The organism is Burkholderia sp. MS455 (assembly GCF_016899445.1).
Classification (GTDB): Bacteria; Pseudomonadota; Gammaproteobacteria; order Burkholderiales; family Burkholderiaceae; genus Burkholderia; species Burkholderia pyrrocinia_C.
In genome coordinates this window covers 2,303,005-2,318,951 of record NZ_CP041778.1, presented here as the reverse complement: position 1 = coordinate 2,318,951, position 15,947 = coordinate 2,303,005, and the positions used below count along the sequence as shown (strand labels likewise).

At 58.5% G+C, this 15,947-nt stretch carries 4 protein-coding genes; all 4 read left to right on the top strand.

What is annotated here, in order from left to right; genetic code table 11:
* The first annotated feature begins 272 nt into the window (after positions 1-272).
* The 4 genes from FPJ27_RS14940 to FPJ27_RS14925 all read left to right on the top strand — a co-directional run bounded on the left by FPJ27_RS14940 (position 273) and on the right by FPJ27_RS14925 (position 15,848).
* Positions 273-6,797 (top strand): cycle-inhibiting factor, encoded by a 6,525-nt coding sequence (locus FPJ27_RS14940; protein WP_204421631.1) that lies wholly within the window; start codon positions 273-275, stop codon positions 6,795-6,797.
* Positions 6,798-7,159: 362 nt separating this feature from the next.
* A complete protein-coding gene (locus tag FPJ27_RS14935) occupies positions 7,160-7,609 on the top strand; it encodes a hypothetical protein (protein ID WP_204421630.1) in 450 nt (149 codons plus the stop codon).
* The gene (locus FPJ27_RS14930) at positions 7,578-7,889 is read left to right on the top strand and encodes a hypothetical protein (protein WP_204421629.1); all 312 of its coding nucleotides are present in this window, start codon (positions 7,578-7,580) and stop codon (positions 7,887-7,889) included. The genes FPJ27_RS14935 and FPJ27_RS14930 overlap by 32 nt, the downstream gene beginning before the upstream one ends.
* A 108-nt stretch (positions 7,890-7,997) precedes the next feature.
* Positions 7,998-15,848, top strand: a complete 7,851-nt coding sequence (locus FPJ27_RS14925; protein WP_204421628.1) for a hypothetical protein — start codon at positions 7,998-8,000, stop codon at positions 15,846-15,848.
* The last annotated feature ends 99 nt before the right edge of the window (positions 15,849-15,947 follow it).

Below are 15,947 nucleotides of genomic sequence, written 5' to 3'. Positions count from 1 at the left end.
AGAGGAAGTGGCATGATGTAGTGAGTAGTTATACTAAATGAGTGGAAAATATAATTGAAAATACATCGACGTGAAGTCCAGGTGTGTCATGCCATAACGAGGGAAAAGCAATGGATTGGCGAGACATTCGAACAGAAATGGATTGAGGAGACATTCGTACTGGCCGTGCAGCTGATGAACGATTGGGCCACGTGCTGGTATGGGCCAGTCAGTGCGGTGATGCAGGCGTTCGTGATTTCGGCACCGCGGGTCATGGCAGGAAGGATGGAGCGATGAGTCCCATCCGCATACCAACACATGAGGAGGCATCGGGGACGTCGCGCGCGGGGCGCCATGTGAGATGGGCGCCGCTGCCGGGGGAGGCGGATGAGTCGGGCTCGCACCCGGATCAGCGTTCATTGCCGCGGGCGGCGCTGAACGCGATTCATCGCCGGGCGAGCCAGGAGGAGGCGCCGGCAGGGGACGAGTCGACGCAGAGTGAGTCGACGCAGGACGGGTCGACACAAGACGGGGCGCGGCCCAATGAGAGCGGTCGCAGACGAGCCCGGGCGCGCCGGGACCGCAGGTATCGTCGTCGACTGTTGAACGCGCTGGTGGCCGCGGCCGAGCAAGCGTTGTTGAGCGCGGATCCGGGTGCGGCCGATCAGTGGAAGGAGGCTCGACGTGTGAGCCCCGCGCGGGTGAAGGGGGCGCGGTCCTTGATGCGCGAGTTTGCGCGGGCGTGGCTGCAAGAGGCCCTCGCGGATTTGGGCGGCCTGTTCATTGTGTATAGGCGGGAGGTGGAGGCGTGGATTGTGTCGGAGCTGGTGGAGGTGTTCTTACGCCATCCGGTGAGGACGATGTGGCTGGCGCAGATTGATCGAGCGGTGGGCGAGCGCGATCCGCAGGCGGTGGAGAAGTGGGGGCAGTTTTTGCAGAAGGCGCGCGGCGACGCATATCAGGCGGTCTCGCTGATCCCGTCGTGGCGGGATGTGGTGGGGGCGTTCCAGGATATCTGGACGACGCTGCGGGGGAGCGCGTCGCAGGACCGGCGGCCGGAGGCAAAGGCGCCGTGGGAGGCAGAAGCAGAGGATGAGGAGCCGGTGGGGCTCACGCCGTTTCAGATGCGCCCGAGCGTGGTCAAAGTGTTGTTCGAGCTGGCGAATCAGTGGGGGGTGGTGGGTGAGCGGCCCGGTCGCGAGAGTTTGCATCCGGGACGCTATGCGCAGGCCGATCCGCCGAGCTGGGGGCGAGACGAGGCGAGTCTGCCGCAGTCCGATCGCCGCCCGCTCTGGATGAGCGTACCGGAGGCGCACGCGGATCGGGAGCTGCGCAGCAAGTGGGGGCAACTTCGGGGTGTGCGCGAGCAACCGGCGTGGGTGGCGCAATGGACTCAGACGTTACAGCGATGGGGAGTGGATATGTTGACGGGTCAAGGCAGGGCAGCGGAGGGTACACAGGATCAATCGGTGCCGGTCAACGCGGGGACCTCGGTCTTTGGCCTGCTCAAGCCGGTGGTGCCGCTGGCGCGCGGATATATGAATCAGCTTCACCATCAGCAGATGACGGGACAGTCACGCGCGGTTGCGCAACTCGGGAGCGGTGCCTGGGGCATGCCGGGGGCGAGCGGGACATTTGTGGTTCATCCGGTGTTATCTGCATTACCGACATCCGAGGCAGCGGCTTCAGTCACGGACGAAGAGACGAAATGGCGATACTTGAACAAGGGCTTGACGCTGACGGAATACGTGGCGAAGCACGGAACGTCTGACGGATATATTCAGACCTGGCCCGCCTTGCTGGATAAGGGGGGCGAGATGGGGACGCCATTGCGGCAGGCCTTGCTTGAGGCGCAGCTCAAGACCATTTTTGGGAACGCCTCGGCGACGTTAGGGGCGCAGGATTCGGTGACGTACCGGTATGGTGAAATCGTGAAGGACATGCCACTGCTCGAGGCGATGGCGTACCCCAATGGGACGCTCACGTATCCATCGGGTACTACGGAGGCGGTGACGACTCAACTGGAGCAGCTGCGTCTGGCGGATGCGGATACGCAATGGGCGATATTGATTGAACATGCCGCGCGCGATGCGCGCGCGCAGTCTTCGCGCGCGAATGCGCCGATCCTGAACCCGTTGTCGTGGATTGACCAATGGGTGCGTCGCACGACGGCGGCCGAACAGGCGCGCCTGGGCATGTCCGAGCCGATTGCCCCGGATCAATGGATCGAGGTGGGCTATCGCCTGCGTATCGCTGCGAATGTGCAGCCCCTGCATCACCGGGTGGAGCCCACGCTCACCAAGCGGTTCCAGTGGCGCGAATTGGCTACCGGATGGCACCAGCCGCTGCTGGTGCAGCACGAGATTGTGTCGTACGGCGGCGATGCGCGCATGCCGGCGCTGGTGGAGGCGGTGGTCGGCCAGGTGGGCGCGCTGGAGGCCGAGATGCAACAGGCCCTGAAGCAGTATCGGCAGAACGAACCGGCGAAGCAGGCCGCGCAGGGTGAGCTGACCAAGCGGATTCAGACCCAGGCGTTGACCCTGCTCGACCAGCCCGGGGTGAACGAGGCGGTGCGCACGGCGGTAAGCGATTTCCTGAAGCAGCGGGTGACGGCCCAGCACGGGCTGACATATCGCGGCCAGCGCTTATTGGGGGTGTATTACCTGCCGGTGGGCTCGGAAGGGGTAGCGGGAATCTTGTTCAGTGCCCACCAGGATGAACCGATCATCGTCCATCAAGGTCGGCGCGTATTGCGCGAAGAGGAGTTAGGCACGTCATTGGAGATGTCCGACGCGATATTGCCGTTCACGGACGAGTCGAAGGTCCGGCAGTGGTTGGCCGCGCACATCGCATTGAGTGCCGCGAAGCCGGAGATGCTGGAAAAGTCCGTCGACTACGATGTGGCAACTGCGATACAGCCGAAGGTGTCGAGTGCAATAACGGGTCAGCTCACCAGCGCAAAGAAACTCAAGGCGGACTATCCGATCGTGTTTGGCGAGTCCAAGACGCTGGAGCAGTTGCCAGCGAAGCTGCGTGAGGATCTGCTCACCCGCCTGGAATCCGACATTGACACGTTACTTTATACCAAGGACGAACTCCATCTGGCGCAGGTCGGGCATTTGCTGAGCCACCTCTCAACGTTGTATCGCGTCGCCGGAACCATCTATGGGCCGGGCGCCTCGTGGCTGACCAACCTGGTGTTTTGGGGGGTGGATTCCGGCATGGAAGTGGGGGCGGCGTATATTCAGCGGGCAGGCGCGGCCACCGTGGCGGAGCAAAAGACGCACGATGAACAGATTCGCCAGGCAATCCGGTCGAGCGTCGCGAGCCTGATCGTGGTGTTGGTACCACCGGTAATCGAGGCCGGGGCGCTGGCGGCTGACCACGCGATCAAGCGGATATATACCTTGGATAATCTGCACCAGGCGATTGAGATATACGGCTTGTTCAAGCAAAAGCACGCATCGTTTGCGGCTGCGTTCAAGAACATGCGGTGGTCTGCCGCGAGTCCGGTGGTCAGAACGAAGGTGCTGCGTCACGAACTGGTGCCGTTTGCACAACCGGTGTTGGGCGCGCGTGCGCGCGGTGAGGCGTCGACTCACTGGATCGACGCGCTGATTGACGAACACGGGTATGACGATCTGACCGGCGCGGTGGTGGGTAACAAACGCGGCATCGAGGCACAGGCACGCGCCTATGGTGAAGTGGTCGATCTGATCCAGGATCGCATCGCGACGCCGTTGCCCGCGCACTATTACGTCTCGAAACCGGGTGAACCGTTTTCCGAGGCATCGGACTGGCTGACGCAGCAAATCGATCCCACGTCCTATACCGGTATGTGGATCGACTCCTACACGCACACGGAAGCGCAGCAGCTCGAACACCTGTTGACCAAGTATCTGCAAGCCGATTTGAGCGAGGCGACATCGCTGGACGGTTTCCTGCACGATTTCTGGGGATTCTTCGGGATGCCGTCGACTGCGCTGCCGCTCGAGATTCCGATGCAGCGAGCGTTGATGCATCAAACGCAGGCGCGGATGCGTTCACTGGGTGCGGATCATCGGGCGGAGATTCTGTATGAATTGATTCTCGGCATCTCGGACGATGAGCGGGCCGCGTTAGTGGCCCTTACGTTGGCACGCTTGCAGGCGAATCCCGGAAAATTTTATGCCCTCAGCGATGAGGGGATGCAACACCTGGCTCGTAAGGGGGCACCGGCGCCCTGCCGACTCACGGTGCCGCAATCATGTGCGTCTGCGACGAACGTTGAATCCGACCGGCAGCTCATGAAGCAACGCGTGCTGGCGCAGGATCAGCAGCCGGCCGACAATGCCATGCTTTGGTACGCTGACTGGCAGTATCGCATCGTGGATCGTGATCCGGGAGAGATCATCCAGCAGGCCAGGGCGGCACAGGAGGCGGTGCGGGAGCGGATCCAGGGATGGGGTTTGTCGCCCGCCGAGCAGAGCGAGATGATGCAGGCCTACGGGGTGGAGGCGCCCGGTGGCGCATCCGCATCCGTGACCGAGCCGGTCAGCGGTATCGGCGCCCGGGATTTGTTCAAGTTGACGGTCGAGGAACATGGGGCGGTGGATCCCACGCATCTGCCGGCGGTGAGCGGCGACGATAAAGTGGGCGCGCTCCTGGATAGCCTGGATATCAAAAAGCACTACGCCTTGCTGGTCGATGATGCGCGGTTGGGGCACCAGTATCTGGTGGTGATAGGCCCCACAGTCGCTGGGTATCTGGCGTCGATCATGCAGTCCAAGTCTGCCCTGCAGCATTCGGACTGGATGCGACCGCGTGCGCATACCATGCTGACCCTTCAAACGCTGAAGCGCCTGTTGTCGTCCGGGATGAAGGATTTGCCGGTTGCCACTCAGGACTGGCTATTTGGGCACGTGCTGGATCTGAACCAGAACACTCGAACGCTGGTGCGGGAGTCGAACGGCCAGACGCTTCTGGATATGAACAAGCTGGTGAGCGTGCGGGGCATGGAATTTGATCCTGCCCAGCAGGCGGTCAACGTGGGGATTCTGGAGCGCAAGATGATGGGGTATCTGCTTGCGCGTGAGCTGGAGCAGCATGGCGCGATCAAGCAGTATCTGGCGCAGCCCTCGCTACAGGGCCCGGCTGCGTCCCAGCGTATTGCTACGGTGCTGCCCACTCAATACAAGCCCGGTATCGTCACGCTCGATGTCTGGAAGAAAGCCCAGGACGCCCGACCCGACAAGCATGTGGCGACGCAAATTGAATTGGGAGGCAAGCTGTATGTCATCGATGCGACGCTCGGGCAGATCCCGGGGCTGGGTCACTATCGGCAGCAGGTTTATATCGGACCACGATCGGACTGGATCGCGATGCTATTGCAGGCCAAGCCGGTCGGGCTGGCGACGCTGCACACCGTGCCGGCTGGCCGGTACCGTGCACCGGTGGCGACGCGCGATTCGTATCCCGCGCATATCGGTGCCGATCGACAGGTGTTGCGCGAAACATCCTGGTATGCAAGCAGCCAAAGCCCGTACGGGCTCGCCCAACTCGAGCGTGCGATGTTTCGAGACCAGCTGGACGCGACGCCGACGGCGCTCTGGCGCCAGCATGACGCAGTGCTGCGTGCCATCGATGACGAGGCGTTGAAGGATCTGGTCAATCCGCTCAAGTTCCATCGGAATGCAATGGGACTGCGCTCGCACGAGGAGGTCAAGAGCGATATCGGGTCGTTGTGGAGCGAGCAGGACGATCTGGTCGAAGACTTCGACGGGTTTTGCAATGGTCTCGTCATGAAGGCGCCCGCGGATCAGGTTGCAGAACTCGATGGGGTCATCATGAAGAATAAAGGCCTGATCGAAACGGCGAAGGTGGATAACGAGGCTCGCAAAAAGCGGCTGTCGGGCTTGCTCAAGCGTGCGATCGAGTTGCAGGTGAAGCGCCAGCAGCTGGCGCAGTGGAGTGAGTCGGAGCGGCTGAGTCGAGGCGACGTGTCGGTGCTGGCGGGTAGAGGACTGGTGAGCACGGCGTCACCGACGCTGACGCCCACGTCACTGCAGTTCACTCTTCTGCGTCACGACAAGGTGGCCAACGAACTCCAGGCCAAGCCGTTTGAATCCTTGATGCTCACGTCGGGTGGGGCATACGAAGGGTTGCTCACGAGTTTTGACGGGTCGCAAGTGAGCTCGATGGAAGCCAATGTCCTGTTGGGATATTACTGGGGGGGCGATCATAAACTGGAAAGTCGCGTCAACTTCCTGGAAGTTAATAACGGGCATTCGGGGACCGTTGCGCTCAAGATCCCGCTGGCCCAACTGCGTCAGGGTGAGCCGCTGGTCATGACGTCGGGGGCGCTAAGCGGCTGCACCATGGTTTATGCGCGACACGGCTCGGATCTGTACGTGTTTCACACGGGACAGGATGTGGGAGACACGGCGTGGCATACCGGGGTCGAGGGCGTGCGCAACCTGGCGGAGGCGGTCAGACGCATTGCCGATCCATCCATCCCGGTACCGGGTTCGGATATCCAGGCAACCGATGATCTCGGGAAACTGTTCAAGTCGTTTGATCGGACCGTGATTACCTATTTCGGTAAAGAGGGCACGCGATTCAATCCGGTGATCCTGCCGGACAATGTCCAGGTATTTGATTACAACCAGACGCCCACGCCGACGGTGGGTCGATTGGGCTACAGCTATGCACTGGTCTATCGCGACGTGAAAGGCGTACATGTGCGGGGCTTGTCCGAGGATATGGTGATCATGTCGAACAAGAGAAAGCAAAATGTGGTGGAGTCACTAACCTGGAAACTGGATGGGGGCAGTGATTGATTTTTGGATGAATATGTTTTTGTGGATTTATGGAAAGGAGTGAGGTGGAACGTATCTTGATTGTTTTCGTGATTTTTGAATTAAATAAATAAATTGGACTACTGAAATATGAGGTGGATTTGGGTTCGATGTGCGCATGTCATGAATCATGATGGGGAAAGGAGAAAGAAGATGAACCAGGGAGCAGTTGCGCGGGCAACATACCTGAGCCGCGAGGCGGCCACGCGCGGGTACGGGCCGGGGAATGTGGGGCAGGCTGAGCCACAGCGTGGAGCACACCGGGCGCCGGCTAGGCAGAACGAAACCGTACCAGCGGCCGTCCGCGATGGCCGGTCCCGGAAACGAACAAGTGAGACAACATCATGATGATGGTCATCCAGGCGCTGTTGGGCGGATTGGGCGGTGCGGCGGGATTGGCGGTGCGCCACTGGAAGGCGGTCGTGGCGCTAGTGCTGTTGAGCATCGCGGCGCTGGTGATCGGCACGCTGGTCGTCGAGCGTGACGCTGCGCGCCGACAGGTGGCGAGCCAGGCGCACACGATCGCGACTCAGCGCGAGCAGATTGATCAGCTGCAGACCAGTGTGACGCAGCTAAAGCAGGCGATCGATCAGCAAAACGCAGCGGTGCAGCGCCTGGCGGCCGCGGCGACGCTACGTGAGCGTGCGGCGGCCGCGGCGTTGGCACGGGCCCAGCAGGGCAGTGAAACGTTGCGTGCGCAAATCGCGCATTTGAATGCAAAAAATCGGACCGCTGCGGCGGCGAAAGGGAGGACGTGTGACGATGCGCTTCGCGAATGGCGTGCTGGCCGTTAGTGTGGTTGTGCTGGCGGGGTGTGTGGGGTGTCCCAAGCCGGTGACGATCGACCGACCGGTCGAGGTCAGGGTGCCGGTAGCGGTGCCATGCGTGACGTCGTTGCCGGCCAAGCCGGCATTCAAGACGGATGCACAGTTGAAGGCCGGCTCGAACTACCAGATTTTCAATGACCTGCTGGCCGATCGGCTGGCGCGGGAGATCTATGAGTCGCAATTGGAGGCTGAGTTGGCAGGATGCGTACAGACGGTGGGGGTGTCACCTCAGGGGCACGCCAACTGATCGCCTGGTCGCGCGACACGAAGGTGGCGGCGCCCGATTCTGATTGGGCGATGCGTTGGTGTAATTCGGGGGCAGCGAGGGGGCAGTGGTTTGTCAGGTGAGGCAAAAATGGGAAAAAGCAACAGTTATGACGATCAGGCCGATCAGGCACCGCGCAAGTCATTGCAGGCCGCTGAGGCGGAGCGGGCGGCAGGTGGCGACGGTGACGATCCGCTTGGGTACAGAGCCGGCGCTTTTCCCGTCCCGGGCGGGGCGCTGCGCACGGGTGCCTTTCCACGTCCTCCCGCTTCGTCGTTGTTCCCGCTGACGGCGCGGTCTATCCCACCCGTCGCGCCACTGATCCGGATGAATGGCCTGCGCATCGATCGACAGGCGCCCATATTCGACCCTGCCAGGGCCGCGCGCGTGGACCAGACTGAAGCGGTGGCTGTCCATACGGCAGGTGCGACGCACACCGGGCCAAGTACGGTGCGGGCGTTGCTGCAGCGTCTTGCCTGGCAGTTGGTGTGGGATGTCGTCCGGGAGCTTCTGGACGGCGTGCTTCGCTCGCGGTATGGCCCGGCGGCTGGGTACGGCACGCTGGCCGCGCAGCTTTATGGCGAGATGCAAGGGATTTACGAGAGCAATGGCTCGTACCGGTGGAAGATTGACCGGTTGGCCAAGGTATTGGACGAGCAGCGCCTGGGTAACGATCATCCGTTGCAGTCGTACTTGGTGTTGGTGAGCGAGACGCTGCACGCGACGGTTGGAGCATGGGATGACCTTGAGCAACGGATCCAACATATTGGTGAGGAGCAGACGTGGTTGGGCCAGCTTGTAGAGAGTGTGCGAGGGGTAGAAGCGTTGCTGGCCAACCCTGTCACCAGCCGGATGTTCGGCGGGGCCATGCCCGATCAAATATGGCAGGCCGTGCGTCCGGTCAGGATGCTGCTGGAACAAGTGCATGCCGTGTGGTCCATGCCGGAAGGCGCGCAGTGGCATGATTACCTGGCCGTGGTCGTGGCTCAACAGCAGTGGGGGCCGGCGCAACTGCGACTGTGGTTGAATCTGGGTCACGAATTGAGTCAGTTCTATCGCGTGCGCGCTTACCCGAGCGACGGTACGCCGACGGAACAATTGGCCTGGATCATGGAGGCGTTGTCTGACTCGCAGGTGCTCGATCAGGCCGAGGGAATCCTGGGCGCGCAGACGGTGGACTATCTCAGAACCCTGGTGGGTGTGGGATCTGATGCGGTGAGGTTTCCGCGTGATGGTGGGCTTGTCCGTCAGATGGCGTGGTTGTTCCAGATGCTGAGTCGGGTGCCGGGGATGAGCGGCGCGCCCGCCGAGTGGTTGGTGCAGAGTCTGCGTCAGATATTGGGAGACGACGGGACTTCGCGCGAGTTGTTCGCGTTGCTGATGAAGGTGACGCAGCCTCAAACGTCGTGGGCGCAGGCCGCGAAAGCCGTATTTGCTCACACGGTAGGGGCGGTATCTACGGATTTCATAGTGAATTGTATGAGGTCGGTGACATTCGAATTGAGTCTCCACTTCAGCGCGGTCTTTGGGATCCCCAAGCCCATTGCGGCGTTCATCGCGAAAACCTTGCGGGGTGTCACGCGCGAGACGAAGCTCAAGGATATTCCCGACATTCTCCTGAATAACGCGGCGGGCGAAGTGCGCGACCAGCTACTGACGTTGCTCGGCTCGCGCGACAACGACGGGCGCTCGCTACGCATGGCGATGGCAATTGGTCAGCATCAGAGCTTTGGGGAGTCGGTGCGATATTTGGCCGCGCAGGTCAAGGCCAGCGATCCTGTGACCCGCATGGGTTGCATGGTGATCTTGCATAGCCATTTGACCCGGGAGATCTATCTGGCGGCTCAATCGGGCAACATGCGCGAAATGGAGGGCAAGCTGCGTCTGGTTGCCCGCGTGCTGAAAGATGTCGGGCTGGGCTCGGATCAGCACGATCTGGACAAGGTGATTGATCTGATTCCGCTTATTCCGGCGCTTCATGGTGCTCGCGTCGCGTTGAATCGACAGGCCGTGGAGCGCGGCCCGGGTCAATCGTGGCTGGAGTGGGGAAGTGGGCTGATTGAGGCGCTGGAGGACGGCGCGCGCTCTAGCCAGACCCTGAGCGCCTTGCGCGAGGCATTGATGCAGCAGGTCACCGATTGGGCGGCGCAAGCGATGCACTCGGGGTTGAGCCAGTTTGGGAGCGCCGTTGCGATGCAGATGGGGGCCAGTGCTGCCCCCGCACCGGATCAGTACAGGGCGCCTTGGGCAACGATCGCGCAGACGTCGGTTGGGGCGAGTTCGGGGCCATCGGTTCAGGGCATGTCCGAGGCAACCCACGTTGATGAACCACACCGTTCTCTGGCCACGATGCGACAGTTGAAGGCTGTCGACGAGCCAACGCTGTCGGATGACGAAGGCGAAATGGAATCGGATGCACAAGCGGCGTGGGACGCTGATGCTGTGGTGGTTCGTTCGCCGGAAGAGGGGGGGCCAGAAGGTCAATCGGGCTGGCGTCGGGCGGCGAAGATCGGGGCAGGCGTGTCGGTGTCGATTGGTCTGTTGGCGATCATGGCGTCGGTGTGGCGTGCATACAGGGCGCCGCCCCCAAAAGGGGGAGGGCAGACCGGCGAAAGCGCACAGGAGCATTTGTTGCTTGACGAACGGGCCTCCCCCTACCAAAGCACCGCTCAGTCGCTTGGCGATCCCGTGTCCCCTCCCTGGTCGCCTGATGGCCTGACTTGGGCGGCACTGACCTTTGGTGTCGCAATACCTGGCGGCTTGTGGGGGCTTTTGCATTTGACCGATTCTGCTGCGATTGAGGAAATGTCGCCTGGTGAGGTGAAGGAGGTCATCGCGAAGCTATCCTTCTTCGAGAATCATCGAGCGCGCCGTTCCGCTAAGGACAATGCCTCCCCGCGAGGCGTAGCAGATGTGTCGAAGAAAGTCGCAACGATGACAAGCGCGGCATTCGTCGAACATTTTGCCCAGGATCTGACGGAGGCGAACCGGGCGCCGGCGAAAACTTGGCTGGCTGCGACGCTGCGAACCCTGCTGGATGAGGAAGCGGCCGCCGATCGTCGCTGGAGCGCCTTACATCTGACGATCCTGCTCGATGGCATCCTGAGTCAATGGCAGGCGGACCATACAGCGACTTCGGCCGACGCGTCGATAGCGGTCATGGAGGAATTGCGCGCGCGGGTTCGCGCAGCAATCGTTGTCGAGTCCAGTGACGTGCTTGCTCATGGGTACCTGTCGGCTATCAACGTGCTCCCGTCCGAACGTCAAACGAGAGAGGGCAATATTGCTACGCTCGTTGAACGGTTAAATCGCGAAACGCTATCATCGACAGAGGGGTATGCGGATTATATCGATTTGCTGGATGAAGAGATTGAGTATTATAAAAATAATTCAACGGAAGACGTCGATTCTGGCTATATTGAGTTGCTGAGGGCGCGTGCTGCAAGCATCGATCCAGCAACATTGGAAGCAAAAAAGCTGACGACGCTTCTTGAAAAATTCCCGTCAAAAGAGACGGTGGGTCAGGAGTGGGGCGGTTCACCTACACCGTTGCCGATCATCAATTCCGAAGCGGCCTTGCAATCCTGGTTCGACCCGATTGCGCATACGCCAGAGGATTTCGTCGAGCAATGGATTTCGCTGAAAATGCGACAAACGGGGATGAGCCGCGAATATCACGGCGAGCAGATTCGGGTGACCTATACCATTCCCGCTCCTGCGAGCCGTGGAGCATCGGGTGTGGGCGATCGATTTCAATTCAACCCACCGAAAGAAGAGCGTTGGCCGTTGACCAAGATTGTCGCGCGTTCCTATCTGAAGCAGCAAAAAAGCGAAGGTTGGATTCATCTCGAATTTCATTGGCCGGACGATTATCCGGAAGAATTTCGGAAGTCGATGGTTGATGGCGATATTTGGAGCGATTTCAAGAAATTCAACGAGGAGTTTATAAAATCTGATCGGGCCAAGGATCTAAGTCGAATCACGCTGATTCTGGCGAAGGGGCTGGTCGGTCGGCATGGGAAATATGCCGGTAGCTATCAGGGTACGCAATTTGAGTCTGGTTTGAAGCGGGTGGTATATGGACGGGGTTCGAAAGAAATAACGGTTGCGGGCGTGTTTGAGTTGAATGGATATGTGTATTCATTATATAACGGAGAGTGCGTAAATTTCAAAGACAAAGTCACAACCGATGATTTTTCCTTGCTGAAGATGGTCGAGGCAGGGATGTCGGCCAAGGAACTCGATAGTCTGCAAAATCGGCCCTTCGAATCGACTTTTATCCCCTTGAGTCAGTATCGGCCGAGGATTGAAGCACACCCCTATCTGTCTCGCCAGTCATTTTCGGCAGGCACGTTTGGCCAAAGCATGCTAGGCGAGTCCATGCGCACCTTCTATGACGACATGGACTGGGCGATTACGAGCAAGGCCGAACATGCGTGGGACACCGTGGCCGATGTATTGAGTTTGACGCTTATGTTGACCAGCATGCCGGTGGCGCTGGCGACCGGTCCGGTGATGGGTGTCGCACTTGCCTTGCTGTCCGCCATTCCGGACGCCATTCGGATGGAGAATGCCAATACCCTTGCAGAAAAGCGCGAGGCCATGAAGACATTGCTACTGGGTTTGGTTCTCGATCTGGCTGGGGAGACGATTGCTCCGATTGTCGTCACCCGACTCAAAAAGATGATGACGCGCAAAGTGACACAGCTCATGCCGAGTGTCGACCCAGGGAAATCCGCACCGGTGATCAGAATGAAGGATCTGGAAGATTGGTCGGAGGGCATCGGAAAGGCGGTAAAAGGTAAAGATGATATTCCAGATGCGGAGTTGACCCGAATTGCGCAAACGGGCACAGGCATGCGGAGCGTCGATTCGGTGTCGGGTGATGCGATTCAAAATCTAAGGTCAAAGATAGAATCCATGCCAGGCATCGGCACCATCCTGGATACGCCCAGGGAGAAGTGTGCGCTGGCGACCCGCCAGATATTCGATCTGGTTCGACCTGATTTTCAGGATGTCGAGGTCGTTCGGTTGCTATTTTGGCGCACTGCGGCCGACGCCATGCCAATCAACCACTTTGCGGTTCGATTCCGTCGGCAGGGAGTGTCGTATATTGCCGACTCAACGATTTGTCAATTTGACAGAATACCCGGTATTTCGCCTCGAGAGATATACGTTGGCGACGAGGCGGCTTGGATTGAAAAAATGAAGCAGGCCCATTCGACCAGCACAATCAAGCTTCAAGCGTCAAAGTCGACGACCATACTGAACGATAAAGCGATCTCGCATGCCCATGCGACACCGGGAAATATGGTGGTGGAGGCTTCGTGGTACAAGCTCGCTGGCACACCAGCGCAACTGGTCTTGAATGCCAAATCCGATTTGACTGTGCGCCGCTGGTTCAAGACATCCGAGCGGCTCAAGCAGCGACTGGCTCATCCCGCGTTCAAGAAGCGTCTGGCACGCTTGATCAAGGAAAAGAGTGTTGGCAATAAAGTAAATGCAATGGGTCTTTCCAAGAATACGGTTAATAGAATACGCAAAGGGGACAATGGTTCTCGTTTGAAGAGCCTGATCGAGTCGAAGCGGATCAAGCAGCTCTCTGAGCAGAATATTGAGAGTCAAATCGATGGTTTGCACGCGATCAGTGAGCAAGTCGATGTTGAATTGAAGCGTATCGCACAGAACGTGTCGATGGGAAAACTCACTGATCCTATGCTTGAGTTGAAGATTGACGTGGAGGTGCGCATTGACGAATTAAAGATGCGCCAGGCCAATAGTGCTTACAAGGCCAACCCCGTCGAGGTAGCGCATGGGGAACCTCTTGCCTATCGAGCGGTGGACGTGAGGAGCCGGGATTTTGAGTCGATTGACTTGCCTTGGCGTGAAGCCCACACCGAAAGAACGTCCACACCCTGGACAGCCGATGCACTCCTGGAAACGACCAAGTTGGCTGATGCGATCGGCGACTTCATGCAGGAGCATGGACTGTCGCGTCCGACACGGTCACTGAAGATTGAACTGATGAAGGAGGCGGAGTTGATCGACGCCTTCAAGCGAGATCGACCCGAAGCGCTTCCGCCCGCCGATCTGGACGATCCCGCGACGTGGGTTGCAGGCTATACCACTGGTGAAGGGAAGGTGTTGATGGCGTGGGACCATCCTGATTTTTCGCTCAAGTCCGGTGAGGCGGACGTTGTTGCGCGCCGTTCCACCCTGATTCATGAGGCGGTTCATGCCTATTCGAAGAATTCACGTGGATTCCAGGATCTGGTGAGTAAGAATAAAGATATATTTCCGGGAATTAATCTAAATCTCGATGAAATTGTTACGGATTACATTGCGTACAGTATATCCAGAAAAATGGGATTTGAGTACGTGAGTGGATATTCTGCCAGAGACTTGGGTTCCAATGCAAATCGGATATGGATCGGGAATTTTATGAAATATCTGGATGATAGTGGGTTTGATATTGATAAAATAATAAAATCATACTTTTCCGATGATTACGATCAGCAATTTTCTGTTGCTCAGGCGATTGACAAAGGTTTGATTAAGGAGTGGCATAACTATGCCAAGCAAATGCGTCGATTGGATAGAAAGTCAGGCAATCCGATTGCACTGAAAGCGCTTCGCGTGAGTAACGTCAACGAGGATTTTATTTACCGGGCCGATGATGTGCAAGGTGCCAGGCCCGTCGCGCCGAGCGCATCACAGTTTGATACGGGCGAAGCGTATGAGCAGGCCATGCGTAGCCATGAGGCAGCGTTGAAAGCATGGCGACGTGCGGGTGAAAAGATTCGAACGCTGAAGGAAGTGCCTTACGGGGAGTCGATCGGCAATATGAAAGTGTTCCGGCAGACGCGCGTGACGCCGGAGACGGCTGGAGCATCGACCATCGACTTATCGCTTGGGCACGTCGACATCGGGAATTTGAGACTGGTATCGGGGTTTGAGTCCAGTCAGTCGCCGGCCAACAACGCCGTGCAACGTTTGATTGTTTCGGCCCATGGGCATTATAAGGCGGGTGGCGGCGATGTACATCGTATTCCGACCGGAATGACGGTCAATTATCCGGTTCCGTTCGGGATGATTTACGCCGCGCAACCCATCAAGAAGATTGCCAGTCGCATTTCTGAATTCAATCCACATTCGGTGGTGAGCTCGACTCAGAAGGGCGGCTATCGCTTCGAAGCCTGGAAAAAATTGTCGTCCGTGCGAAGCGTGCCGCACACGATGCAAGACTCGCCATTCGACGCCCTGGGACAGACAGCGAATCGATCCGATCAGGCAGGTGTATCAGTGCGCAAGCAAGTCTTCAATCGCTTCGCGGACGATACGACATGGCAAGTGGCAAAAGCGATCAAGGCAAACCGAAAACATGATGCTCAAGCGGTCGATGTGCTGGTCGTTCGACCGGGTGTGACTCAGGAGGTTGATCAGGCTGAGTTGTTTGACGCAATCAAGAAACTGAATGTCGGGCGCAGTACACCTTATTCGGAAGTCTACATGATGGCGTGCCGACAAGTTAAATTTGATAATGAACAGGGCTTGAAGGAATTCTTGTCCACACACTTGGGCATGAAGGCTGACGATATTGACCTGGTAGCAAGATATGGAAAGCTAGACGACCTTCAGGCATACAACCCGTTAGGCGACAACCCTGCCTTCCGGGGCCTGCCGACTGGACGACGCGACAACTCGGGGGCAAGTCGAACCAAGCGCGCGAGCTCGGAAGTCGTACTGCGGCTTATCACGATGCAAGCCTACGATGCGACCAAAGAACGTGTTGCGCCTTCGGAGGTGATCATCGGTTGTCAGGTGGGGGGGCGGATTATCGAGCTGACGCCACATGATGATCAGCTCCTGTCATTGCGTCTTTCAGATAATTATCCGCAGAATTGGCGCACTGTTGTTCCGCATAATGCTGCGTTTAATTGATAAGGCAGGTTGTTGGTCTATAAGATTGGCATGCTAAGTATATGGAGAATGTAATAATCGGATACTGACGGGTGCACCAAATATGGCGTGATGTGTTAG